This is a genomic window from Bradyrhizobium sp. Gha, assembly GCF_900113735.1.
Classification (GTDB): domain Bacteria; phylum Pseudomonadota; class Alphaproteobacteria; order Rhizobiales; family Xanthobacteraceae; genus Bradyrhizobium.
The window spans coordinates 1-25222 of record NZ_FOQM01000056.1; the positions used below are offsets into that span (position 1 = coordinate 1).

Genomic DNA, 25222 nt, shown 5'->3' on the forward strand with positions numbered 1-25222 from the left:
GAGGCCGGGCGGTGTCATCAGGCCCTTCTGCGAGCCGGACATCGCGACGTCGACACCCCATTTGTCCATCTCGAACGGTATGCAGCCGAGCGAAGCCACGGTGTCGACCATGTAGAGCGCGGGATGATTGGCCGCCTTGATCGCCTTGCCGATCGCCTCGATGTCGTTCTGCACGCCCGAGGCCGTGTCGATCTGGACGACGACCACGGCCTTGATCCTATGCTCGGTGTCGCGGCGCAGCCGCTCCTCGACTTCATGCGGCCGAACCGCGCGGCGCCAGTCGCCCTTGAGCACCTCGACCTCGGCGCCCATCAGCGACGCCGCATTGCCCCAGCCGATCGCGAAGCGTCCGCTCTCCAGCACCAGCACCTTGTCGCCGCGCGACAGCACGTTGGTCAGCGCCGCTTCCCAGGCGCCGTGGCCGTTGGCGATGTAGATGTAAGATTTTCCCTTGGTCGCAAACAGCTTCGAGATGTCGCGGAGCAGGCTCTCGGTCAAATCGGTCATCTGCCTGGAATAGATGTCAATCGCAGGACGATGCATCGCCTGCAGCACTGCGTCGGGCATCGTGGTGGGCCCGGGGATGGCCAGAAACTCCCGGCCCGCGCGAACGGTCATTGCTATTGGTCCTTGTTGCTGGAGGACAGGCTGGTGGGTCACTGATTCACGTTTTACGCGCCGCTGCCGCTACGCAAAACGCAGAGCTCTAGCACTGATCTCTTGGTCTCACGGCAGCCGACAGCTTCTGCGTCCTCCCCCGAGCAGAACCAGCGGGTGCCCTTGCTAATCTTCGTCTTGATCTGAGCGTACCAGCGCCGGCGAGTTCTACCTTCGAAGCAAAGGTACTCTGTGCCCAGCCGAGCAGTGCCGCTACGATCTGGCCGGTTTGGCTGGAGTCATCATCGATTGCTTGCTTGCCGAGAATGACGAGGCTGGGGCGTTCGGCCTCCACGACGCCCTTCAGCACCTTGGCCAGACCGAGCGGCTCGGTCTTCTCGTCGGCGTTAACCAGAATGGCACGGTCCCGGGCCATGGCGAGCGCAGTACGCAACGTCTCCTGCGGCTGCTGCGGGCCGACCGAAACAATGGGGACCTCCTCGGCTTTGTCGGATTCCATCAGGTGGATCGCTTCTTCGAGCGCTATTTCGTCGAACGGGTTCATCACCATCTTAACCTCGGCAAGCTCGACGTTCATCGGTTGACCCGAACCTTGATTCGCATCTGCGAGGCGTTTTATGGACACCAGTATCTTCATATCCGCTCCCATCCGAACTCCATGAACCGTGCCACGCGCCTGACAACGCTCCCGCAATCGGCGCCCAGCATTGCCTCCTTTTTGCTCGCGCAAACCGAGGCAAAATGCGACTCCTCCACGATATCTCCTCTTCAAGAGAAGGACACTTTAGACAGCATCAGCCGCCCGCAACCATGAACCTGACTTGAACTGAACCGTTCTCGGATCAATTCAACGTCTGTGATTAAAGACGGACGGGTTCTTGAAGGTGCATGCCGGGGCTATGTAGATCGGGAGCGCTTCTCAGGACACCCAGAGACCGCTCTGCGTTCCAACTGTTGTCATGCGAGCGATCTAGCCGCTATTGGCTGTCGGGAGGCGGCGTCTTGACGGCGATTCGCTCCTGGTTTCCGTCTTATCTGATCTTCCGCCGCCGAATTTGTGCGCATTTGCGGATAGGCGGATTCAGCTGCCGCCGTTCTACGCCAAATGGACCCCGTGACGCCCTTCTACCGAGTGTGAGCTGTAGGGCATTTCGCGATGCGGGCCCTATGAAACGGAACGCCGCCGTCAAAATGCAACAGACGATCTGAAGGTTCCTGGGAGACCAGAGGGACAGATTGTCGTATGTCGCCTCACAGATGCACTTTATCGAATGTAACGCCTTTGCGGCGAAATTCATCGAAAGGCGGCGCTCGACACAGTTTTTATGCGTCATGCTAGCAGACTTTGCATCAATCGACATTGGTATCGAGCTAGGTCGAAAGGTCTCCATTCGGCGTAGGCCTCAGGATCAGCGCTTGCCGCGCATGTCTTCAAGATGGGCATGGCGAAGAACGGGCGCCGCGCTTGCGACTCTTGCATGGGTGACGGTAACGTCGCTCGTGAAGCGTAGACAGCAGGTACTTAAGCCCTGTGGCAGCGTCAAAATCATAGTCGTGCTGAAGCCTTTCGCCGTGTTGGGTGTGCGGGCATTACCGGGAAAGCCGTCATAGTCAGGTTTAGCGGTTCGGTCGGTGTCTCTGAGCAGGACAGAGGTACGGGATGGGCCCTTCCTCGGCTTAACCCACTACTGCGGCGGACCCGAGATGGCCGGTTCATCGTAAAGCACAAGACGGAAGGGAAACGCCTGACGCGCAAGCTGACGGCGGTGCGCCAGGACGCTTGGCGGTTGATGCACGCCGCCACGCAGCACGAGTGGTTCGCCGCCGTTCTGCGCGTGCACTATGGCTACTATGGCAGGCCGCACAATTACCCAGCGCTCAACGGGTTCTGCCGCGAAGTGCGCCGGACTGGCTACGTTGCCTGAGACGGCGCAGCCAGAAAAGTCGGCGCATGGGCTGGCCGGCGTTCGAGACCCTGACGGCACGCTTCCGCCTGCCAACTCGAGGCATCACTCGCACATGGGCGCAGGCGCGGATATGATGCGGATTACTCTCGGAAGAGCCGGGTGCGGGAAAGCTACATCCCCGAGCTGTGAGGGCGGAGCCGAATGGCTGAGCTACTCGAGCACGATCCTGACTTGCGGAACAATGTCTACAAGCTTTGGAACCGCATGAATTCAGGAAGCTACTCGCGGTGAGTTGACGGGCGACAGTCGTGTGATTGAGTTGCAGGTGCTTGGCAACCTTCGATATCCGCCCCGCGCGTGCGACCTCAAGGAATATTCGAACCTGCTCCCAATCCATCGACTGAACTTTCTTCAGAGTGGTTGATTGCGCCTTCAACGCGGTTAAACTCGTCAAAATACCGTGCATTGTTCAGCCAGATGTTGGGCGTCAAAAGGCGCGTCTTGTCGGCGCCAGCAGATTCGAGCAACTTGTCAATGCGCGAGAGAATTTCAGATGTTTGCTGCTTGATTGATGCGTGAGACGTATCGGGTACCTGACCGCCACATAGGCAACGCCACTAGCGATCACCAGTTGGCTCATCCGGGCATTTGTTTTGACGCGTTTGAATATCAGAAGTCATGACTTCTAAATCCTGAGTAGTCGCTTGTTATGCGAGGAGCCCGGGGCTGGTCTTTTCATCCATCGGCCAGATCGGACGGTTGACGCGAGTGTATGGAATCTTGCGGTAGTCGGAACCCGTGCCATTGTTGACGTACATGACCTTCCTGGCATCGGGCCAAAGTGCGCCATGAAATGGTTAGCCGGCTTGACGACCACAATTCTTTCTGACAAGCGGGTCGATGCCGACGTTACGAAAAAGCTCAAGTCCGAACGCCTGAACGCGAATGCTGACGAGCACAATCTCGACACCACCAACCCGGACCGCGGCACAGTCGTGACGGGCTTCACCTCGCCGCGCAATGTCTTGAGTATGACGTTCAACAGATGCTCGGCGCATTCGACCTGGTCAGTGTGCAGAAATTCCTTGTAAAGGACAATGATGTCGGCGAACTTCACGCGCTTTACCGCCAAGTGGCAATGTGGATCGAGCTCGACGCCGATGACGATTTCGGGCCGACGAGTTCGCGCACGCACTCCACGATGTTACCTTCCACATCGTCATAGCTGTGCGCCACCATCGCCCCGTGGAGTCCCACCAGCACGCCGTCAACGGGTATCGCCGCCCTGAGCTGGCCCAGGATCCCATCGCGCATGAACTCATAGTCACACCGGTTCGTGGTGCCGGCGCGCTTGACATAGAAGCAGCTCCCACTCTGTCAGCGTGTAGCCTTCTGCAGCGGCCCTGGCGCGCGCAACCCCGAGCGGCTCGGTGCTCGCTAGCGGGCTCCTGCTCGGGATCGAGCGGTCCGGCACGCCCAGATTGAGCGACTCGAAGCGGTGAAACGTCGCCGGGATCCCGAACGTGTTGCCAAAACCCTTGTCTCACTCGGTGAAACCGCAATCAGTGGTAGGGGCAATATTCTAAGATCGGCCGCAGAGGCCGTCCGCGCGCGGGCCACAGTGGGCGAAATTTCCGACGCGCTGGGAAGGGCGTTTGCAAGCACGACGCCGCTCCAACGCTGGTGCCCGACGTCTATGGGAAATGTTATGTTGGAGAACCCCGAATACGAGACGCTGGTTTGTCGACTGAAGGAATTCTCGGCCGGGCTCGGCGAAGCACCAAGGCTCCTGGTCGACAAGCTTGGTCAGGACGGGCACGATCGTGGTGCCAAGATCATCGCGTCCGCCTTCGGCACATCGGGTTCGATGTCATTGCCGGCCCGCTTTTCCAGACGCCGCAGGAAGCCGCAAGCCTTGCTGTCGGGTCGAAAGTCCACGTCGTCGGAATCTCGTCGCCTGCGGCCGGGCATAATACCCTGGTCCCCCAAGTGATCGAGGCGCTCAGAGCACAGGGCGCCATGGACATCCCGATCGTAGCTTGGCGGCGTCGTGCCGCGTCAGGACTATCAGTATCTGTACGATTGTGGAGTGGCAGCCGTTTTCGGCCCCGGGACAAGCGTGCTGGACGCCGCTCGTTCGGTGCTCGGCCTTCTGTCCGCAGTGAAACGAAACCTGTAAGCAGGCAATCGGCTGTGACACTCCAAGCGGTTGGCGCCCGATCATGAACAGCTTACCGCCGGAATGGCTACGCTCGCCAAGCGAGTGTGCAAAAATCTGGCAGAGGGCCGTGGCTTCTGCCGGGGAACTGAGACGCTGACGAGGCTACCAACTCTACAATTTGGTCCTAGCCTGGAGCCGCTATCGAGAAAAGGGAATGAATCTTCAGACCCTCTGAGTTACAGGAATATGGATTGATCCATTTGGAAGGATATCAAAAACCAAGGAATATGATCTGCGAGGGATGGCCGACAGCGACATACTGATCGGTGAAGCTCAAAGTGCCGTTCTCGTTGTCAATCTTGAAGACCGTAATGTTGTCGCTGCTAGTGTGCAGCACGTACAGGAACTTCCCGGTCGGCTCGATTGCGAACTGAAACGGCAGGCTCCCGCGTGTCAATCCCTCGCGCACATAAGTCATGATGCCGTAAGGGTCGAGCGAGAATGTCGCGACGGAATCATGGCGAGCGCCGTCGGGTTCGGCAAGCTGATTTCGTCGATTGGCGTGTGGTTACCGGCTTGCTGATCGACACTGAAGCGGTGGATGCCCCTGCCGCGGTCGGTACAGGTTCCGACGTAAGCGATAATGCGATGCCCGCATTTCTTTGTAGACCTCGATGACGCGGCCGTGTCAGCAGCGCCAGCTGTGATCGTGCTAGCGCGGGGTAAACTCATCAGGTTTCAGTGCTCCCATTTTCTCGGTCAGCCATGCCTCCTTCACCGGGATCGATTCGTCGGAGCAGCTCCTGGAATACTAGTTTCGCACACGAGGAAGCGCGCTGGCATGCTGTCGTATCAGCACGGCTTTTGCGCCTGGACTGAAGAACGCGACGAAGCAGAACCGTGCCAACACCGCTGGCGGACATGCCCGACGAGCACCCGCCAGCGTAACGTCAGGCATCATTGATCTTCAAGCATTCGCCACATGTGTTGCAGGTCGTCGCCCCTCGTTCCATTTGCCTTCCAGCGCTCGCTCGACTTGAGACGCAAGTTGAAGCAGCAATCCATCATTGGCTTGACGAGACAACGCATGGATGCCCAGCGGCAGTCCATTCTCATGCATTGCCATGGGAAGCGAAATGCCCGGGATGCCGCAGAGATTGGCTATCACGAGGTAAGGATAAAGTCCTCGCACGTTCGAGAACCATTGATCCACGGAAATGTCGCCATTGAGGGTCAGGAATTCGAGTGTGCCAAGCTTGTGGGTGGGCTGGCCCGTGACCGGCGTCAGCAGCACATCCCAGTTCTCGAAGAACTGTCCGAGCGCACGGGACACTTTGTTGTAGGTCAGCGGAATTTGCTCCTGAACATCGACCCGCTCCGCGGTACCTGCTTCCCAGATTTTGACGTTGAGGGGCTCAACGAGCGCGACAGTAGGCTTGGCATGTCCCCTGAGCGCGACAAGACGCTCAAGCTGCCGCGAAAAACGCGCGATCGAATTGGCTTTGGAGACTACATCGATAGCGCGGTAGTCGATATCCGGGGTCCGCCACTCTACCTGATGACCGAGTCCTTCAAAAAACCGCCCGACTCGCTCAAGCTCGCTGGCGATATGCGGGCTGGCACGATAGTCGCCCCATTCGTGCGAGATTGCGATCTTCAGCTTTGGCGGATCACGCTTGATCATCTCGAGAGAGGGCTCCTCGGGGAGCCAAAACGTCATGAACTCGCCAGCAGCTGCGCCGCGGCACGAATCAACGAAAGCGGCTGTATCACGCACGCTACGGCTGATGCAGCTGTTCACGCTGGTGAGCGAGATCAGATCAGATCCTGTGGGTGCTGCAGAGAGCACGCCGCGACTGGGCTTGAGCCCGATCGTGCCATTGACGCTCGCAGGTATCCGGGTTGAGCCACCGCCATCACTGGCGTGAGAAATTGGAATGGCGCCGCTGGCGACAATAGCCCCCGCTCCGGACGAGGATCCGCCGGTGGTGTAGGCCAGATTCCAAGGATTTTTCGAAATGTAGAGAGCTGGATTTTCGGCGGACACGCCCATGCCAAATTCAGGCGTGGTCGTTCGGCCGACTATGTTCAAGCCAGCCCCACGAATCTTTGTTGTCAGGAAGCTGTCGTCAGATGAGACGTTGCCTTGCATCAGCAAGGAGCCCATTTCCTGCTTTCTGCCCTTGAGCGTTGGACCAAGGTCCTTGATGAGGAAAGGCACGCCTGCAAAAAAGCCGTCAGGGTTCATTCCATCCCTGAGCGGCTCGTCGACGACATCATCGAACAATTCGATAACCGCGTTGATGGCGGGATTCACTTTCGCGATTCCCGCGGCGACCTGACTCGCAACTTCGCGAGGTGTCGCCTCCTTGCTTCGCAGCAGCTCCGCCAAGCCTAGCGCATCATACTGCATCCACTCCTCCCAACTCATCAAGAGGTTCGGGTTGGAATCGCGATGGTTCATCGTGTACTTTCCTTCTCGTTGGAGTTCGGTTACATGAACTGCATGGTGGCAAGACCGTAGCTTCGAAGCTGCCTTGGCCCATTCGGCCCACCATCCCCACGGCACATCGAGGTGCCCGTTCCGACCTCTGGGAGTCCGATGGAGTTCAGCCACACAGCGAGCCCGGATTCAGGACGAAGGTCGACGCGAAAGAATGCACCAGTACGCTCCGAGAAGATCAAAGACAGCAGACGCTGGGCGTCGTCCGGGCTGCACGCTATGACGGGGCCCGCGATTTCTCCCCGGCCGTACCGGAAACCCGCCGCATAACCGGCGATCCTTCCAGAGTTACGCACAATTGCAAAACGTGCCGTCTCCCAAAGAGTGCCGATGAGCGCCTTGCGATCCATGCCGTAGGCACCGCGATCAATGTCGAGAATATGTTCAAAATCCTCCCGCGTTGCCCATTCTACGCCGCGCGGTGCTTTCACGGGCGCGACCGCTCCCTGATGGACGGTTACTGTTTCGATCTTACGAAAGCCGAGCTTGCGATACAGCGGCAAGCCATCCGCCGTTGCCACCAGCCGGCACTCGCACTCTCGCGCCTTTTCGAGGCCGAGCTTCATGAGGTGCTCGCCGATTCCCCTTCCGCGCATTTTTTCATCGACGATCAGGAGGTTAATGATCGCAACTTCGCCGAAGAATGCTATGCAGACGGTCCCGACGACGTGATCATCGACTAAGGCAACATAGCCACAGCCCACACTAAAACACATCCCCAAGTCCTCTCTTCGGTGGGGCCATTTGGCCTGAAGCGTGAGTTTCAGCATGTCGTCTAGATGCTCGGCTGAGCGTTCGGCGAATTTGATACTGATGGTCTGCATGGCCTTCGCACCTCCTGCAAAGATCGGCCGCCTGCTTCTGCATGAGGCGAGCCTTTGCAACACACATGGATCGGAGTGCCGAGAACCATGCGGCCATCAGGCGCGCCTTCCCGGTTCTGGCGTGATCGGAAACGGCTTACCGATTGAAGAACGTCCTCAACTGCGTCGCTCAGACCTGATGCGCGCAACGCGATCGCGGGATGCAAAAGGTCCCGGCTGCACAGTCCGAGGAAGCAGGTCACTTCGCGCGCTGGCTCTGTATTGTCGCTGGAGACGCCCGAGGTCTTCTGCTTGGATATGACAACGGATAAGGTGACCAGGCCCCGATTCGATCAACGGCGGCTCCGACGTTTCACAGATTGCGCCGATCTTGTGCGTGCATCTGTTCTGGAACACGCAACCCTGGGGTGGATTCGCCGCTGAAGGAGTTTCGCCAGAAAGCCGGATGCGGGAGCCCGCGGTGCCGTCCAGATTTGGGACTGCAGAAAGGAGCGCTTCGGTATAGGGATGGTTCGGTCCTTCGAATACGCGCTCGGACGGCCCGATCTCCATGATCCGCCCGAGATAGAGCACTGCAATGCGATCGGAGAGATATCGCACGACTGCGAGATCGTGAGAGATGAAGACATAGCTGACAGCGCGGGCTACCTGAAGCTCGGCGAGGAGATTTAGGATCGCGGCCTGAACCGAAACGTCCAGCGCCGAAGTGGGTTCATCGCACACAACAACGCGAGGATCTCCGGCAAAGCTACGCGCTATGGCCACGCGCTGCTTCAGTCCGCCAGAAAGCTGGCGCGGTCGCAGAGTCAGATGTCTGGGTGTCAGGCGAACCGCTGCGATGAGCTCATCGAGGCGAGTGGACAAGTCGGCGCCATGAAAGCCACCGAGCTTGCGCAACGCGCGACCGATGATACGGGAAACCGTATGTGAGCGGTTCAAGGCCGAGTCAGGATTCTGAAAGACGATCTGCACCGCTTTCACCTCGTTGTCCCGCCGCTGGTCGAGACGCGCGGCAAGCGGCTTGCCGTCAAGCTCGATAGCGCCGCCTGAGTCGGGCGGTACTAGACCCAGGAGCATTCGGGCCAGGGTAGTCTTGCCGGAGCCGGACTCGCCGACAAGCCCCAGTGTCTCCCCTGGCATCAAGCTGAGCGAAACATCGGCGATAGCATGGACTACGTGGTCGCCTTGGCCGTATGTCTTCGAGAGATTGGTGATCCGAAGCACCGGTGCGGCCTGTGTTGGCGGCATCGACACGATCGCATCATTCGGTTCCGTACGCGGAGCCACGGTGGCTCGATCCGGATAATGGCAACGCACGAGCCGACCGCCCATATCCCGCAACTCGGGAGATTCGGTCCGGCAACGCTCGTCCGCGAGCGCACAGCGCTCTGCAAAAGGACAGCCGGTTATCTGCACACCCGGCATGGATAGAAAACCCGGGATGGTGTTGAGCCGTCCGTGCTGCTTTCTTTGGCCGCCCCGCGGCAGGCACCGCAGGAGAGCCTGAGTGTAGGGATGATGCGGTGCAGCCAGTATGTCCCGCGTCGATCCTTCCTCTACCAGTGTCCCCGCATAAAGGACGCCCAGGCGGTCACACATTTTTGCAACCACAGCTAGGTTGTGGCTGATGAAGAGGATGGAGGTGCCGAACTCGCGTCGTAGGTCGCTGATGAGGTCGAGGATCTCAGCCTCAACTGTTGCATCGAGCCCGGTTGTCGGCTCGTCCAGGATCAGCATCGTCGGATCACTCGCGAGCGCCATGGCGATCGCCAGCCGTTGCTGCATTCCACCCGAAAGCTGATGCGGATAGCGCTGCATGACCGAGCGGGGATCGGCGATCCGTACCTTCTTCAGCATTTCAAGGGTACGGACTTCACGCTCCGATGACGGGAGCCCCATTATCTCGAACACCTCGAGCAACTGGCGTCCCACCTTCAAGGACGGGTTCAGCGCTTTGCCGGGGTCCTGGTAGACCATCGAGACTTTCTTTGCCCGCAGCTCCCTGAGGGCCTCGGGCCCGAGCCGCATGACGTCCGTCCCGTCGAGCATGACGGATCCGCCGCTTATTCTGCCATTCCGTGGCAGATAACGGACGACTGTCAGTGCTACGGTGGATTTTCCGCAACCGGACTCTCCGACCAGCCCGTATGCCTCGCCGGGGGCGATGTCCAGGCTTATGTCGCGCAGCACTGCACGATCCTGGGCGCCGACTCGATAGGCAACCGACAATCGATCCAAACGAAGTGCCGGCTCAGGCATCGAGCGCTCCATATAACCCATCGGCCATCAGATTTATTCCAATCACAAGGCTGGCGATGGCCAATGCGTCAAACAATACCGTCCACCAGTAGCCGCCGCCGATCATCGCGTAATTGGTCGAGATCGAAAGCCCCCAATCCGGCGACGGCGGCTGCAGGCCGAAACCGATAAAACTCAGAGTAGCGACGGCGAAGATCGCGTAGCCAACGCGCATGGTCGATTCGACGAGGATCGGCGGAAGTATGTTTGGCAGGATTTCTACAAACATGATGTGCACTGCAGACTCGCGACGCAGCGTCGCTGCAGCCACATATTCGAGTTCTCGCTCCGATAGAACGGCGGAGCGCACCGTGCGGGACATGTTGGTGCCGAACGAGAGGCCAATGACTAGGATTACCGTCATCTCGGAGGTGCCAAGCGCGACAATCGCGAGTAACGCGACAATTACCCCGGGGATCGCCATCTTCGCCTCGATCAGGCGCGAGAAGACATCATCGACAATGCCCCGGAAATAACCGGTGAGAAGGCCGAGCACGGTGCCAATGATGGTGGCCAGGATCGTCGCCAGAGGCGCGACAGTCAGAATGTCGCGTGAGCCAGCGATGACGCGTGAGAAGATATCCCGGCCGAGCTGGTCAGTGCCGAACCAGTGTTCTGCCGATGGCGGCCCAAGCGCGTTCAGGATGTCTTGGGCCAGAGGGTCGTAGGGCACGAATTGTTGGCCGAAAGCAGCGCAGACTGCCCAGAAGAATATGATAGCCGTCCCGATCAGAAAAGGGCCGGAGCGGAACAGCGCCGCGAAGACCTCCTGGTGTCGGCTGCTGGGGGTGTCGATGTAAACGTGCGTCATTTGTAACTCCCCATCCGGATGCGAGGATTGAGGATCGAGTAGAGGAGATCAGCGATGAGCGTCGCCAAAGCATAGGTGATCCCGATGACCAGAACGGCCGCTTCCAGCATCGGGAAATCCTTGCTGGTGGCGGCAGCGAAAATCAGCGAACCGACCCCCTCATAGCGAAACAGCGTTTCCACGACTACGAGACCACCGATGAGGTAACCAGCCTGCGTCGCGATGACCGTGATCGTCGGCAGCAGCGCGTTCCTGAGCACGTGCCGCCAAATGACCAGTCGCCAAGTCAGCCCCTTCAGAACGGCGGTGCGAGTGTAATCGGAGTCAAGCGCTTCGATCATGCCTGCACGTGCCATGCGGGCAATGTAACCGAACAGGACGAGCACGAGCGGCATCGCGGGCAGGATCAGATGATAGACCTGCGTAAAGACCCCTGCTCCCTGGGGCCAGGCGGCGGAGATCGGTAGCCAGCGCAGCCAGACACCGAAGACTAGGATAAGCACGATGCCGCTGACAAATTCAGGCAGGATGGTCGCCGACACGCCACCGATGCTGATGATGCGATCAAGCGGCCGGTGTACGTTCAGCGCGGCCACTACCCCGCCGAGAATGCCGAGCGGCACGACGACGAGGATCGCCACCGATGCAAGTTTCAACGAATGGCCGATCGCTTGCAGAATGAAAGGAGCAACCGGGGCGCGGTAGATGTAGGACCTGCCCATGTCCCCCTGCAGGAAGCTCGTAATCCAGCTGGAATATTGCACCAGAAGTGGTCGATCGACTCCCAGTTCATGGTTGAGCACATTCACGGTACGCGGGTCGGCCTGGGGACCAAGGATGGCCAGAGCGACGTTGCCGGGTAGCACCTGACAACAGAAAAAAACGAGCACGCTCAGCACAAACAGAGTTACGAGGGCAAGGGCGATGCGTCGGGCGATGAAACGTGCGATCATCAGGACTCCTTTAAACGTAGACTGCGCCACGAATCAGACCAGGGCAGTGATCCAGCGGCGGACCGGACAGGCACGAGAGCCTGCCCGGCTGGCACGCTCACTCCTTCCCGGCGCTTTGCAAGAAGATCTGATTCATTGCGTTAGGTTGAACACCAGCCACTCCTTTTTTGATAGCGGTCAGGTGGTTGAAGAAATATCCGTAAACCACAGGCGATTGATCAAGCAGAAGCCGCTCGATCCTGCCCGAGGCTTCCCGCTTTGCCTCGAGATCGAGCGCCGCGACGTAGCTCTTGTTTAGCGTGTCAAACTGCTCATTCTTGAAGTGCGACGGATTCCAGGGGCCATCACTCGTGAGCCCCCCGCCGAGAAAGACATTCGGCACCCCGCGGTGATACCAGACCTGACAACCCATGACAGAATCGAGCCAGCGCGACGTGCCGTACTGCGCGTTGCCCACGTAAGTGCGGTAATCCATGATCTCGAGTTTGACGTCGATGCCGATCTCCTTCGTCCAGTTTTGAATTAACTGCACGTAAGTCGGAATTTCCAGGAATTGTTCTGTGCTCAGCGTTACCTGAAACCCCTTCTCCATTCCCGCCGCTTTCATCAGCTCCTTGGCTTGAGCGATGTCCTGCTTGCGTTGCGGCACGGTTGGATCAGTTGACGGATAGATCGGCGCGAAGGGGCTGTCGTTTCCGACGACGGCATGGCCCTTCATCAGACCCTTCACGAGCTTGTCCCTATCAATACAAAGTGCAACAGCCCGGCGGACACGCGGGTCCTTGAACGGGTCCATATCGCAGCGCATGTGCAGTGCGTGATGCCCAGAAGATTTGACGCTGATGATATCGACCCCAGGATCGCTCAGCAGCGCCACACCGGCAGTTGCCGGGAGCGCATTTATGACGTCAACCTGGCCGCCCTGAAATGCGAGGATCTCCGGCTGGATATCGCGGAAGAAGGTGAATTCAGTCCGAGCCGGCAAAGCTTTCGGTCCCCAGTAATTCTCATTCGGAACGAAACTCGCCCCCACGTTCGGGATGTACTTGTCGATCTTGAACGGCCCAGTCCCATCCCAGGATTTTTCAAAATCGCCAGCGTAAGATGCCGGCAGGATGATCGCGTTATAGTTGTCTGACGACACCAGATAAGGGAAGTTGCCGCTCCGCGAGTCGAGGTGGAATTCGATCGTATAGTCATCCACTTTTCGCGTCGCCCCCTTCTGAAGGACGCCTTTGAACACAGATAACGCATTCGAGGCGTTCTTCGGATCTGCGAGACGGTCGAATGTGGCCACGACATCGTCAGCCTTCATCTCACCACCGGAATGGAATTTGACGCCCTTGCGCAGCGTAAAGGTCCAAACCGTTCCGTCCTCGTTGGGCTTCCAAGTCTCGGCGAGGCAGGGCTGAAGCGTCAGATCGGATCCATCGATGCAAAGGAACTCGCCGACCTGCTGGATCATCGCCAGCCCGCCCTCGCTGCCAACGATGAGCGGGTCCACTGCGCCCTGGGGCACGTGGCAGGCGACCCGAATGGTGGCGCCCGGCTTCACGTTGGCGCGGGCCAAAGTCGGCGCTGCGCCAAAGCCGGCAGCCAGGGAGATTCGCCCAAGGAAAGGCAGCGACAGACCGAGCACACTGCCGTGCCGCAAAAGCTCGCGACGGCTCACGCGCCCATCGATGTATCCGTCGACCAGATGATTCTCGAGAGCTGTCAGACCGGAGCGCAGATTGTCGAGCAACTTAATTTTTCGTGCCATGGCCATTCCTCTTAGAAGTGAAAATTATCCGCGTTCTCAGGCGCGCGGCTCATCGGCGCGACCAAGGCTGTCGCGCTACGCGGCATAAAGGGACGATTCAATCGAAGATTTCCGGCATATTCGGGCATTCTTAGCCGAAAGTCGGCGCAATCACACAAATCTCGCGGCTTTCAACCGAACGAAAGATCGACGGTCGACCGACATGCCCGGTCACCGCACGTCGGCTGCCATGCATCGCTGGTAATGTATTTTTTGACGGACGATGCACTGCCGTTTCCCAAGGCGGCCGAGGCCGCGCGACTCGAAATGGACCGGCTGTCGGAGCTCGCTCTGCACGAAGCGTCACCAGTCTCAACTGCCTTTGCGGATAGGACTGTCCGATTCAGAGATCGGCGTCAGGAGATCCGGGTCGGTTGAACTGCTCCTGCTTGATCTGTCCGGCAGAAAGCATCGTTGCGTATCCGGAAACGCAGGGTTTCAGCGAACATCCGCCGTTCAACGCGTGCTTTCCATCCACGATCGACCTATGCTGCGTCAAAGGCCGTTCAGGCAATATTCGGGAAGGCGCGCTGCCGATATGAAGGCGACTACTACCCCTATGATCGGTGCAGAACTGGCTAAGGTGTTCGGCCACATCGAGAGGCACCAGGATGCGTTCGTCAGCCGTTTGCTGGATTACTTGAAACACCCGAGTATCAGTTCTGACAACATCGGCATGGACGAGGTCGCTCAGCTGCTCGTGAGCATGCTGAAGCGTATGGGATTTGAAACTCGGACTATCCCGACGTCTGGTTATCCGATGGTGCTGGGCCGCTGGCAGCACGCACCTGGAGCGCCGACGGTCTTGTTATATGGTCACTATGATGTCCAGCCTGCTGATCCCTTGGAAGCCTGGATCAGCCCACCATTCGAACCCGCAATCCGAGATGGACGCGTGTATGCGCGCGGTGCCGGAGACAACAAGGGCCAGCACTTCGCGCAAATACTCGCCATCGAGTCACATTTGGCAGTACACGGTCGCCTGCCATGTAACGTGCTGTTTTTATTGGAAGGCGAGGAAGAGATTGGAAGCCCGCATATTGCGGATTTTGTTAAAGCCAACCGCGACCTCCTCAGATCAGACCTGGTCGTAACGGCTGACGGCCCCATGCATGAGTCGGGAAGTCCGATCATTACATATGGGGTTCGCGGAGTCGTATCTTTCGAGTTGCGGGCACGAGCAGCTAATCGCGATGTCCATTCTGGCAACCTTGGCGGCCTCGTGCCAAATCCGATCTGGACGCTGGTGCACTTGCTGGCAACAATGAAGAATGCGGACGGGCAGATTACAATTGAGGGCTTTGACGATGACGTCTCGGCCCCAACAGATCTCGAGCGCGCTGCAGCGGCACGTTTGCCTCATGATGTGGAGGAAGTTAAGCGGGCTCTCGGTCTCACCAGGCTCGACAGCCCGTCAGACCGGTCAGTGGCGGACCGCATCATGTTCCATCCGACTCTCACCATTAATGGATTTCATGGAGGTTATGGTGGACCCGGATTGAAAACCATCGTGCCGCATGAGGCGTTCGTCAAATGTGATGCCCGCCTCGTCGAAAGGCAAGCCCCCGATGACATTCTCAGGAAGATCGAAGCTCATGTCAAGAAACATGCTCCAGAAGTCGAGTTCGTCGGTCTTGAGTCCACGCCACCATCGAGAACGCCGGTTGACGCGCCGTTCTCGGAAATTGTTCAGTCTGCAGTACGCACTGCACATCGCGTAGAGCCTCTTATCTATCCTTCCCTGGGAGCAACCTTGCCAGACTACGCTTTCACAAAGATCCTCGGCACACCTTCCTTCGTGGTGCCGTATGCCAACGCCGACGAAGCCAATCACGCACCCAACGAGAATATCCGGATCGATTGCTTCCTGAAAGGAGTGCGCACTGGCGCGGCTCTCTTGGATGGATTGGGTAGATCTGTATGGCCAAAAGGACTTTAGGCTTACACGGTACACACGTTATTTGGCTACGCATGGCAAGTTCGGGAATCCTTACCTGCAAGGAAGCAATGGCCAGCTGTATCGAACTACTCCGCGTCCCTGCACTACACTTGTGGAGACATGCTGCGTCCATTGATTTCAAGAGAATCTTTCCCAACTGCAAATTACCGATCAATAGCTCAATGAAAATCCAAACGCGAGGACATGTCATGGCTGGCTAAAGTTCGGCGCGTCGAGTTCAGCAAAATGATCATAGGGTCCGGTTGAGCCATCGAAGCCGCCGTCGCTCGCGTCATCGAAGAGCGCAGCGGCTGAGCGACGGCGAGGGAGATGGAGCCCATCGTCTTGGTTTCCGTCGGAACGCTGCTCAAGCCTTGCACGAGAAGGTAGATGAAAACTCATCTTTGAGCACGTTCTTCTGAATCTTTCCCATTGCGTTCCTCGGCAACGAGGGCACGACAAATATCTCTTTTGGAATCTTATACTTGGCCAGCTGGGTGCTAAGATCGCCGATGGTAGATTTGGCGTCGAAGTTTGCCGTATCGTTGAGTTCGACGATGGCAATTACAGCTTCGCCAAAATCCGCATGGGGCACTCCGATGACTGCGCAATCCCGAACTGCACTGTATCTGCTTAGGGCAGTTTCCACCTCTCGCGGATAGACATTATATCCGCCGGTAATGATCAGATCCTTGTTCCGACCGACAATCCAGACGCGTCCATGCTTGTCGATTCGTACCAGATCGCCCGATTTAAAATACCCATCCGACGTGAATTCAGCAGCCGTCTTCTCAGACAGATTCCAATAGCCTTTGAGGACATTCGGTCCTTTTACGACAAGCTCGCCGACTTCGTCGACAGCAGCGATTCTTCCGTCCTGGCGCCGAGCTTGGATTGAAACGCCTGGCAAGGCATATCCGACCGACCCAGCAACTCTCTCGTCCGAAAGCGGATTGGACGTGATAATCGTCGTCTCGGTCATCCCGTATCTCTCGAGGAGAGTGTGACCTGTTCGCGCCTTGAACTCGGCGAAAGTCTCGGCCGAGAGCGGAGCTGAGCCGGACGTAAAGAGACGAATATTTTTGCAAAGCTCGGCATTGAACCGCTCGTTGGCGAGCAGCCGGGTATAAAGTGTGGGAACGCCCATGAACATAGTTGCCTTCGAAAGAAGCGAAAGCACCTTCTCCGGGTCGAACTTCGGCAGAAAGATCATGCTCGCGCGCGCGGCCAGCATAGTGTTGGCAGCAATGAAAAGCCCATGCGCATGGAATGTAGGTAGCGCATGCAGCAGGGTGTCCCCGCTCGTGACACCCCACACGTGCGCCAGCGTCGCGGCACAGAATTCGAGGTTGCCGTGAGTAATCATCGCTCCCTTGGGACGCCCGGTTGTGCCAGACGTGTACAATATCGCGGCGAGGTCTTGTGAATGCCGACAGACCGTTCGAACACCCTTGCTATCTTGAACCGCAGCCTGCATCAACGTACCCGAGCCGTCGGCGGCCATCGTTAAGCAAGTAGTGTGCTTCAGATTCATCGGCTCCGACCAGACCAACACCTTGGGTGTCGCGTCAGACAAGATGAGGTCCACTTCTGCCTGAGTGTACGCGGTATTCATTGGAAGCCATACCGCGCCGATTTTGAGCGCAGCTAGGTAAAGGCAGAAGGAGTGGACAGACTTTTCTGTTTTGGCGCCGACGCGGTCTCCGGGCGCTACGCCGGCGTCCAGCAGGACGCTGGCGATATTGTCGATGAGAGACTCCAGTTCGGGTCGTCTCCAGGAAATACCACACTCATCAACGATGACCTTTTTATTAGCATCGAATACCCGGGGCATGAGGAGGTGATAAACGTTCTCTGGCATGATGATCTCTGCTAACCTGATGTTCGAAGGCAGATCTATGACTAGGATTCACCGATCCAGTGAAGAAGCCAGACAAGACTCTCATCTTGACGCATGTTCTCGCCTGATGGGATGGCTAGCGTGTCGCCGAAGGTCCCGTTGACGCGGAACATGATGGCCCACTTCATGGACGATAACCTGTATTCTACCGCAACCTGATAGCGAGCATCCTCAGGGAGGAGCAGTAGCACGCCGGATTTTTTGACATTACTCAAATCCTTGCAGTTCGCGCTGCATCGCGGCATCTTGGCTGCAAGATACGCCGGATTTCTGCGAGCGCTTGTCGCTTCTCCGGCGTTCCTAATCTCGATATTGAGCGCCGGTCGGTCAACGGAGCAGCGCCGGGTAACATACAAAGCACGCAAGTGATCTCCAAACAGAAGCGATCTGCCTGCTTGGTAGCGCCCGCCTCGCTTACAGCCTTGCATTCCGAGCAAGGCACCCTTCAACAATGCGTGCTCACGAAAACCTTCTCCTGGGAGAAGACGAGCCCGGGACTGAGTGAGGATCGGCCATCGCGTAGCTAGCGTTGCAGACAGGCAATGAGATGTAATCCCCAGCCGCCTGATACCTCACGCAAGAAGCAGATAGCGCGCCGAGCCCGATGCCAACGGACACAAATCTGCTCGGGACGCCGACAGCGGCCGGGCCGCTTTGCGGCATGGGTGGCTTGCGTACGAATGTGCGTCCGCGGCAGACCCAATGCGCTTCAGGTAGGCGCAGAGTTTCGCAAATTGCCTATGAGCAATTGAGAATTAGTACATTCAGCCACCGGCCAACAGATCTTTTGCAAGAGCCATATATGCCGGAAGCGTTACCGGGTCGTTGCCAGCGTTTGCCGCCACTGGATGCGATGCATAGCGCGCGATTACCATCTGCGCTTTAGGATCTATGTAGATACCCTGACCGTGAATACCACGCGCCATGTAGGCGCCATGATCATTGTGGCTTACCCACCATTGATTCCGATAAGACGCGCCAGGCAGCATGGTGAAGCCCCCCAGCTTGAATTTCTCACGATCTCCGCCGCGCACGATGTCTTCGATCACTGACTCAGGAACGATCTGGCGGCCATTGAAACGTCCGAAATTGCGCATTGTTTCGCCGAAGCGCGCCAGATCGCGCAGTGTCGTGGATAGACCACCGCCACCACTCTCCGTACCAACGCGATCGACGTGATAGTAGGCATCCTCCTCCGCACCCAGCGGCATCCAGATGCACTCGGAGAGGAGGTCAGACAAAGCCATGCTGCTGGCGCGCCTGCATATCCAGGCAAGAACATCAGTATTGACGGTCTTGTAAGCGAATTCTCGTCCGTGCTCGCCCTTCTTCCTTTGCGTACAAAGAAATTCACATATTGTGGTCGGCCCCGCGTAGCTCGCCTGGATCGGCGCCGTTCCGTTCGCCCGGCGAAGGCGCCAGACGTCAGAGTTTCCGTCGGCATAGGCTTCCGTGTATTCGAGCGCGGTGGTCATATCCATGACCTCGCGCACGCACGCATCGCCGAAAGCGCTCGATTTCAGCTCCGGCACATAGGCCGTCACAGGCGCCTTGGGATCGATATTGCCATTGGCAACCAGGATGCCGGCGAGCGTTCCGGTGAACGACTTGGTGACGGACATGGCGATGTGCGGTTTATGCGGCTTCAGCGCACCAAAATAGCGCTCATAGATCAGCTTGCCCCGGTGCAGCACCGCGATGCCATCTGAGCAGGTTTCCCTAAGCATCTGCATGAAAGTCATAGATCGACCGTCCATGGTTATCGATGCAGACTGGCCGATGTCTTGCTCCTCTCGGGGCAGTTCCGACGCGGGTCCAGCGCCGCGCCAGACATTCACGGTCGGGACCAGCTGGCGCATGTTGCTCCAGGCCCACCGCAACTCAGGAAAGTTGCGGAACGATCCGTTTTCAAACCTGACGGTCCGATCCTGTGGCGGCGGAAATCCGCTCATCCAGCCAAGCAAAGTCGGATCGGTTTCCATGCCCGCCGGGTTTGGAACAGCATCATGAGTTTCGCGACGGCTTTCAGGTTCATCATGCTGCCCACTGGGCGACATCTGCTAGCTCCTCGAATTGATAACATACCGCAAAAGGATCGGCTTGCGCGCACGGCGCCTCATTTGTCGCCCGCCGGATCCGGCTCGGAAATTTCGAGACCGAGCAGTGCCGAACTGACCGACTTGCCATGCGCGTCCAGCGCCAGCGAGCGCGTTACACCGCCACCTAGGGCCTTTTGCAGTACGAAATTCAACGCAGCCAGCTTTGGCAGCTCGTAACGAATTACGTCGCCTCGCACAATCTCCCCGAGCCATGCCTTTACGCGTTCCGCCGTCAGTTCGGCTCGAAGATGGCCGAAGTGACCCGGCTCGCGGCAGATTACTGAAACGTTCAGCGTGTTGCCTTTATCGCCCGTCCTCGAATGGGCGATTTCGCGCAACCTCATCTTAGATCTCCACGAAGGTGAACGTGGGCTGCACGATTTCGCGCGGCAAAAGCACTGACTGAACGGCGAGCACCTCGCGCACGGATTTCGTGGCAGCGCCGCCACCAGCCGGGCCATTCGTGTAAAGAGTCTCGACCTCATCGCCGATGCGCCAGGCGTCGGCAATCGACGCCGTTCGCCCCGCCACCCTCGCTCGTACCTCAGGCGGCTCGCCAACCGTCAACCCCAGCGTGTTACCGTACAGGGAGTCGACGCCGATGATGTCCAATCGAAGTTCGTCAGTTCTCACGCCTGTCAGCTCAAGTCGTTTGCGGACGATGTCGAGTGCGAGTCCTGCGCGCGCCGTTGCACCCGGGCCGCCATATGAGATCTGCCCTTCACCAATAAATCCGTCCAGATATCCGACGGACACCTTGAAGGTCTGCGTCGGCGCACTTCCTCGTCCGCCCACCACGCGCACGCGATCTGGAGCGTCTTCGATGATCTCCACTCCGGTAAAGTCAGCGACTACGTCTGGTTGGAGGTATCGTGCGGGGTCCTGAATCTCATAAAGCAGCTGTTCCTTGCAGGTCGCGGCACTGACGCGCCCCCCGGCGTGCGCAAGCTTGGTGACAGTAACAGTACCGTCAGCCGCGACCTCCCCGATCGGGAATCCGAGACGCGCGAGATCCGGGACATGCTTGAAGCCGGGATCTGCAAAATAGCCGCCCGTCACCTGCCCGGCGCATTCCAGCAGATGACCGATCACAGTGGCTTGGCCCAGCGCTGGCCAGTCGTCCATTCGCCAGCCGAAGGCGTGGATCAGTGGCGCTGTGAACAGCGACGGGTCGGCCACTCTTCCGGTCAGGACGATGTCTGCGCCGGCATCGAGCGCGCCAACGATTGGTGTTGCCCCGAGATAGGCATTCGCGGACACGATACGATCGCGATATTTGATAATGCCTTCGCCTGTCTCCTCGAACAGCCACGCCCCTTTCAGCACGGCATCAAGCACGTCGTCGCCAGTCACGGCCGCGATCTTCAAAGGCAATCCGAGCTCACGCACGATTTGCGCGGTTTTTTGTGCCGCGGCAAGAGGATTGGCGGCACCCATATTTGATACGATGCGAACCCCCTTGCTCGCCGCGATGGGCAGAACGGCGCGCATCCGCGCCTCGAGGAGCGGATCGTAGCCCTGCTGTAAATCCTTGCGTCGGCCCTGCTGAGCAATTGCTATTGTGCGCTCCGCAAGGCATTCGAATATGAGGAAGTCAAGCTCACCATGTGTTGCCAGTTCTACCGCGGGCTCGATCCGATCACCCGAATAGCCGGCGCCCGCGCCGAGTCGGACCAGGCGCGGCTTGACTAGAGGATTCATGTTCCTGGTGCCTCATGGAGAGGTCCACACTCTCTGGTTTCGTATCGCGACTGGACTGCAGACACGCGTCCTGGCCAGCTTTCGAGAGAGCGGACAGCTCAAGCGGGGTGCCTTGTCTGCGCGCGAAACTATCTCAGTGGCGGAGACGGAATCAGTCGACTTCTGGCTCGATAAGTCCCGATTCCAGCCATTTCGCATTCTTGCTGCAGGAATCGATCGCAGGACTGAGGCACCTGAATCATGACCCGCTAGTAAATTGGGAGCTTCGGCCTGCGTCAGAGAAGTCGCGGCCGCGAAAAAGACCTGATAGCGGACCACTACGAAGGAGTGGCGAGTTGACGGATAGCCCAAGGCGCAGCCCGTGGTCCGGTATTCAGCAGATCGGTGGCGTCTTCCTGCAGGCCCGAGCCGATCCCGACGAGATTTCTTCAACTGCGTTGCCCTTATCTAGCTCGGCAATACGCCCTTAGGCCCATCTGTGCGCAAACCATCGAAAAAGTTCTATTTATCGCAGTTTTCCTGCAAAAAACCGCAGAAACGTCTTTGAAATCGTCGACTAGCCGCCCTATCGTGACGCAAATTGATAGTGGTTTGACACGGGAGGAGACGCCATGAGTGCCACACCGAAGCTCTCGTTCTGGATCCTGCTGCTCGCACTGACTGGCTGTTGGTTTCCAGCGTTCTCACAGGCGGACGATTCTCTTTCAGCATCAATTCGTAAAGCAGGCGCAACTAGGGTGGCGATTGCCTCGATGCCGCCGTACATGACGATGTCGCCGAGCGGGCAGGCGGCCGGTGTTTTGATTGACTTGCAGAACCTGGTGATCAAAAGCATGGACCTTCCAGCGATTGCACCGGTGTTCACGCAATGGGATTCCATGGTCCCGGGACTGCAGGCGCACCAGTTTGATTATGTTGCCAGCCTCGCAATAACCGAAGAGCGCTGCAAGCAAATGGTGTTTTCGGCGCCCCATTATGCATATCAGATCGGACTCCACGTCCGTCCCGGAAATCCGAAGCATCTCATGAGTGTCGCAGATATTGCACGCCGTCCGAATGCGAAGGTAGCGATGGTTACAGGCGCCCCTTGGCTCGCCTATGCCGTCAAGCAGGGAGTGAAGCCCGACCAGGTTGTGCGTGTCCCTGACGTTCAGGCGGGCGTTGCGACGGTGATCGGCGGACGGGCGGACGCCTATCTCGAGAGCCAGTTCGCCGTCAGCAATCCGGAGCAGAAAGGGGTGGAGCTGGTCGTCGACGAACAGTCGCCCATTTTTGGCTCAGGTGCAGTGTTTCGCAAGGAAGACGTGCGTTTCCGAGATGCATTTGACGAGAAGCTGAACGCGTCGATCCGAGAGGGGATCATCCAGAAGCTCTACCAGAAGTATGAGATTGCCGGTGGCGATGCGCAAGCCCGGCTGCTTGGCACATTGCGCAAGGCCAGCGAGATCGTGCCCAGTTGCGAGTAGGAGTAGCTCTCGTGAAGGCCGTTTTCGAATACTGGCCTGTACTGGCGCAGGGCCTGTGGGTCACCATATGGGTAGCGGTGTGCATCATCCTTGGTGCTTTACCTGGAGCAGTGGTCCTTGCAGCTCTAAGGCTTTCCGAAACCCGGGCGATCCGAGTAGCCTCGATGCTTTTGATTGAGCTCATTCGCGCGCCTTCGGCTGTGGTTCTGCTATTCTGGGCGTTTTATGCGCTGCCGCTGCTGCCCGGGATGCCCCGGCTAAGCCCACTCGTCGCGGCAATCCTGGTTCTGACGCTCGATGGAGCTGCGTATGGCGCTGAGATTGTCCGCGCCGGGATCGAAGCCGTGCATCGCGGGCAAACTGATGCTTGTCACGCGCTTGGGGTGAGCAAAATACAGAGCTTCAGGAAGGTCGTTCTGCCACAGGCCTTGTCGCAGATTGTGCCCGGCTTCGGAAGCTTGGCCAGGAGCATGATCAAGTGGACAGCGATCGTGAGCTTTATTGGCGTACAGGACGTACTCTATGTCGCGAACTACGTTCGGGGACAAACGTTCGACACGCTTACGGTCTTTTGTTTCCTTGGTGCAATTTACTGGATCCTGACAGCTCTCTGCGGGCTTACTTTTCGGGCGCTCGAACAGCTCCTCCCTCTGAACAGGGCATTGCGAGCGGCGCGTGCATCGGCTCATGCGCCGGAGATCGAGGTTTTGACAGGAGCGGCTCAATGACGTGGGACTGGAGCTTTGTCCTGAAGATACTCCCGCGGCTCATGGAAGGCGTTTGGTATACCATTCTGGTGACGCTTGCGAGCTCGACCCTTGCGCTGAGCGGAGGTCTGGCACTGGCGATCCTGGAGAGTGTGAGTACCACGTTCGGCCGGGCATTCGTCTGCTTCTGGCTCGAACTGTTTCGCGGTGTGCCGACCCTGGTACTGCTCTATTTCACGTTCTACGTCCTCCCCGAAGTCGGGATAATTCTTCCGGCAATACCCATTGGCATCGGCGTGTTGGGCATTGTCTATGCCGCGTACTGCTCGGAGGTGTATCGAGGCAGCCTGATCACGATCCCGTCGGAACTGCGTGACGCGTGTGTCGCACTCCATTTGAGTCCCAATGTCACATGGCGACGCGTACTGATTCCGCTGATGATCAAACGGGCTGCCCCCGCCCTGCTTAATTACGTACTCAGCCTGTTTCGGGAAACGGCCGTGCTCTTCGCGCTCGGCGTGCCCGTTCTCATGGGCCAGGCTAACGAGGTCGGCTACGAGAGTTTTCGATACCTCGAGCCCTATACCCTGGCAGGTGTCATCTATCTGTGCATGAATTTGCCGTTCCTTTATCTCCTCTCCAGATTCAAGGATAAGCATGCTTAACGCTTCGGACACTCCGCGCTCAGACCCCTTCTCTGCCGCGGCGGCTGCAACTTCGAATGCGACAGGAGCACATGGTTCCGACAGCGAGCTGCAACAGGCCTTGTGGGCAATCGAATTTCAAAAAGTCTCGAAATCGTTCGGAGCGCATCAAGTGCTGGTCGATCTCGATCTGCAAGTGCGACCCGGCGAAAAAGTCACTTTGATCGGTCCCAGCGGCTCGGGAAAAACCACCGTGCTACGTCTGGCGATGACGCTTGGAAAGCCGACCGGTGGCGACATCAGGATCTTCGGTGAGAGCATTCTGTTCGAAGCCACCGGCAAGCCGATTTCAGCTGGGCAGGAAACACGCATACGACGGCGCTGCGGCATGGTCTTCCAGCAGTTCAATCTGTTTCCGCATTTGACGGTATTGCAGAACCTGATCCTGGCGCCAACGACCGTATTGCGGCAGTCCAGGGAACAGGCCGAGGTCAGCGCGCTCGAATACCTGCGCATGGTGGACCTGCAAGACAAGGCCCTCTCCTATCCCTCCCAGCTCTCGGGAGGTCAGCAACAGCGCATCGCGATCGCGCGGGCGCTGGTTATGAAACCCGAGATTCTGCTCCTGGACGAAATCACATCAGCACTCGACCCTGAACTCGCCGGGGAAGTCCTCGACGTGGTACGTGGTGTTGCCCAGCAGTCCAACGTCTCTTTGCTAATAGTAACGCATGAGATGCGCTTTGCACGTGAGGTCTCCGATCGCATCGCAGTTTTTGACCGCGGCCGCATTATCGAGGAGGGGCCACCCGACAAGATCTTCGGCCAGCCTGATTCAGAGCGCACGCGTTCATTCCTTCAATCGGTGCTGAACCACTGAGCTCTCCCCG

General features: G+C 58.2%; 18 protein-coding genes and 6 pseudogenes. 6 read left to right on the forward strand and 18 right to left on the reverse strand.

The genetic code is table 11. From position 1 onward, the window contains the following. The 6 genes and pseudogenes from BM222_RS36990 to BM222_RS41755 form a co-directional block, all read right to left on the reverse strand. Positions 1-618, reverse strand: a 618-nt coding sequence (locus BM222_RS36990) for a pyridoxal-phosphate-dependent aminotransferase family protein (RefSeq protein WP_143106167.1), incomplete at its 3' end; no start/stop codon positions are given. Between the two features lie 166 nt (positions 619-784). After that, positions 785-1255: pseudogene (locus BM222_RS36995) on the reverse strand (adenine nucleotide alpha hydrolase family protein); the annotation flags it as partial. A gap of 1635 nt (positions 1256-2890) precedes the next feature. Beyond that, positions 2891-3115 (reverse strand): annotated as a pseudogene (locus BM222_RS40630) (Rid family hydrolase); the annotation flags it as partial. Between the two features lie 267 nt (positions 3116-3382). Continuing rightward, positions 3383-3583: an MlrC C-terminal domain-containing protein gene (locus tag BM222_RS43550; protein ID WP_210188536.1), complete on the reverse strand. Its 201-nt coding sequence runs from the start codon at positions 3581-3583 to the stop codon at positions 3383-3385. Continuing rightward, a pseudogene (locus BM222_RS43555) lies at positions 3550-3720 on the reverse strand (M81 family metallopeptidase); the annotation flags it as partial. The pseudogene BM222_RS43555 and the gene BM222_RS43550, both read right to left, overlap by 34 nt. Beyond that, positions 3648-3860: pseudogene (locus tag BM222_RS41755) on the reverse strand (M81 family metallopeptidase); the annotation flags it as partial. The pseudogenes BM222_RS41755 and BM222_RS43555, both read right to left, overlap by 73 nt. Positions 3861-3987: 127 nt before the next feature. Here BM222_RS41755 and BM222_RS37010 point away from each other — a divergent pair. Beyond that, positions 3988-4704, forward strand: a pseudogene (locus BM222_RS37010) (methylmalonyl-CoA mutase family protein); the annotation flags it as partial. A gap of 253 nt (positions 4705-4957) precedes the next feature. On the opposite strand, the pseudogene BM222_RS37015 reads toward BM222_RS37010, so the two are convergent. From BM222_RS37015 to BM222_RS37045, 7 genes and pseudogenes are all read right to left on the reverse strand, one after another. Further along, positions 4958-5227: pseudogene (locus BM222_RS37015) on the reverse strand (lactonase family protein); the annotation flags it as partial. A 426-nt stretch (positions 5228-5653) separates the two neighbouring features. Then, a complete protein-coding gene (locus tag BM222_RS37020; RefSeq protein ID WP_244547403.1) occupies positions 5654-7150 on the reverse strand; it encodes an amidase in 1497 nt (498 codons plus the stop codon). Positions 7151-7179: 29 nt separating this feature from the next. After that, positions 7180-8013: a GNAT family N-acetyltransferase gene (locus BM222_RS37025; RefSeq protein WP_092239590.1), complete on the reverse strand. Its 834-nt coding sequence runs from the start codon at positions 8011-8013 to the stop codon at positions 7180-7182. Positions 8014-8169: 156 nt separating this feature from the next. Beyond that, complete coding sequence (locus BM222_RS37030; protein ID WP_092239607.1) at positions 8170-10272, reverse strand: ABC transporter ATP-binding protein; 2103 nt, start codon at positions 10270-10272, stop codon at positions 8170-8172. Further along, on the reverse strand, positions 10265-11122 hold the full coding sequence (locus BM222_RS37035) for an ABC transporter permease (RefSeq protein ID WP_092239591.1): 858 nt from the start codon (positions 11120-11122) through the stop codon (positions 10265-10267). Before BM222_RS37035 ends, BM222_RS37030 begins: the two co-directional genes overlap by 8 nt. After that, a complete protein-coding gene (locus BM222_RS37040) occupies positions 11119-12075 on the reverse strand; it encodes an ABC transporter permease (RefSeq protein ID WP_177243692.1) in 957 nt (318 codons plus the stop codon). The genes BM222_RS37035 and BM222_RS37040 overlap by 4 nt, the downstream gene beginning before the upstream one ends. 97 nt (positions 12076-12172) lie before the next feature. Further along, positions 12173-13837, reverse strand: a complete 1665-nt coding sequence (locus tag BM222_RS37045) for an ABC transporter substrate-binding protein (protein WP_092239609.1) — start codon at positions 13835-13837, stop codon at positions 12173-12175. A gap of 598 nt (positions 13838-14435) precedes the next feature. Here BM222_RS37045 and BM222_RS37050 point away from each other — a divergent pair. After that, positions 14436-15815 carry a M20/M25/M40 family metallo-hydrolase gene (locus tag BM222_RS37050; protein ID WP_092239610.1) on the forward strand — a complete coding sequence of 460 codons (1380 nt, stop codon included), beginning with the start codon at positions 14436-14438 and terminating at the stop codon, positions 15813-15815. Positions 15816-16182: 367 nt separating this feature from the next. Here BM222_RS37050 and BM222_RS37055 read toward each other — a convergent pair whose 3' ends face one another. The 5 genes from BM222_RS37055 to BM222_RS37075 all read right to left on the reverse strand — a co-directional run bounded on the left by BM222_RS37055 (position 16183) and on the right by BM222_RS37075 (position 21515). After that, positions 16183-17676 carry an AMP-binding protein gene (locus BM222_RS37055; protein WP_092239592.1) on the reverse strand — a complete coding sequence of 498 codons (1494 nt, stop codon included), beginning with the start codon at positions 17674-17676 and terminating at the stop codon, positions 16183-16185. Positions 17677-17717: 41 nt separating this feature from the next. Further along, entirely contained in the window at positions 17718-18080 is a 363-nt protein-coding gene (locus BM222_RS40635) for a hypothetical protein (protein WP_143106168.1), read from the reverse strand. 399 nt (positions 18081-18479) lie between these two features. After that, complete coding sequence (locus BM222_RS37065; RefSeq protein ID WP_092239594.1) at positions 18480-19697, reverse strand: serine hydrolase domain-containing protein; 1218 nt, start codon at positions 19695-19697, stop codon at positions 18480-18482. Positions 19698-19831: 134 nt separating this feature from the next. Next, on the reverse strand, positions 19832-20158 hold the full coding sequence (locus tag BM222_RS37070) for an AtuA-related protein (RefSeq protein WP_092239595.1): 327 nt from the start codon (positions 20156-20158) through the stop codon (positions 19832-19834). Between the two features lies 1 nt (position 20159). Further along, the gene (locus BM222_RS37075) at positions 20160-21515 is read right to left on the reverse strand and encodes an acyclic terpene utilization AtuA family protein (RefSeq protein ID WP_092239596.1); all 1356 of its coding nucleotides are present in this window, start codon (positions 21513-21515) and stop codon (positions 20160-20162) included. Positions 21516-22126: 611 nt separating this feature from the next. On the opposite strand from BM222_RS37075, the gene BM222_RS37080 reads away from it, so the two are divergent. The 4 genes from BM222_RS37080 to BM222_RS37095 are packed head-to-tail and all read left to right on the forward strand — an operon-like array spanning position 22127 to position 25212. Then, entirely contained in the window at positions 22127-22981 is an 855-nt protein-coding gene (locus BM222_RS37080) for a transporter substrate-binding domain-containing protein (protein WP_092239597.1), read from the forward strand. Positions 22982-22992: 11 nt separating this feature from the next. After that, positions 22993-23709 (forward strand): amino acid ABC transporter permease, encoded by a 717-nt coding sequence (locus BM222_RS37085; protein ID WP_177243693.1) that lies wholly within the window; start codon positions 22993-22995, stop codon positions 23707-23709. Beyond that, entirely contained in the window at positions 23706-24353 is a 648-nt protein-coding gene (locus tag BM222_RS37090) for an amino acid ABC transporter permease (protein WP_092239599.1), read from the forward strand. Before BM222_RS37085 ends, BM222_RS37090 begins: the two co-directional genes overlap by 4 nt. Then, the gene (locus BM222_RS37095; RefSeq protein ID WP_092239600.1) at positions 24346-25212 is read left to right on the forward strand and encodes an amino acid ABC transporter ATP-binding protein; all 867 of its coding nucleotides are present in this window, start codon (positions 24346-24348) and stop codon (positions 25210-25212) included. Before BM222_RS37090 ends, BM222_RS37095 begins: the two co-directional genes overlap by 8 nt. Positions 25213-25222: the final 10 nt, after the last annotated feature.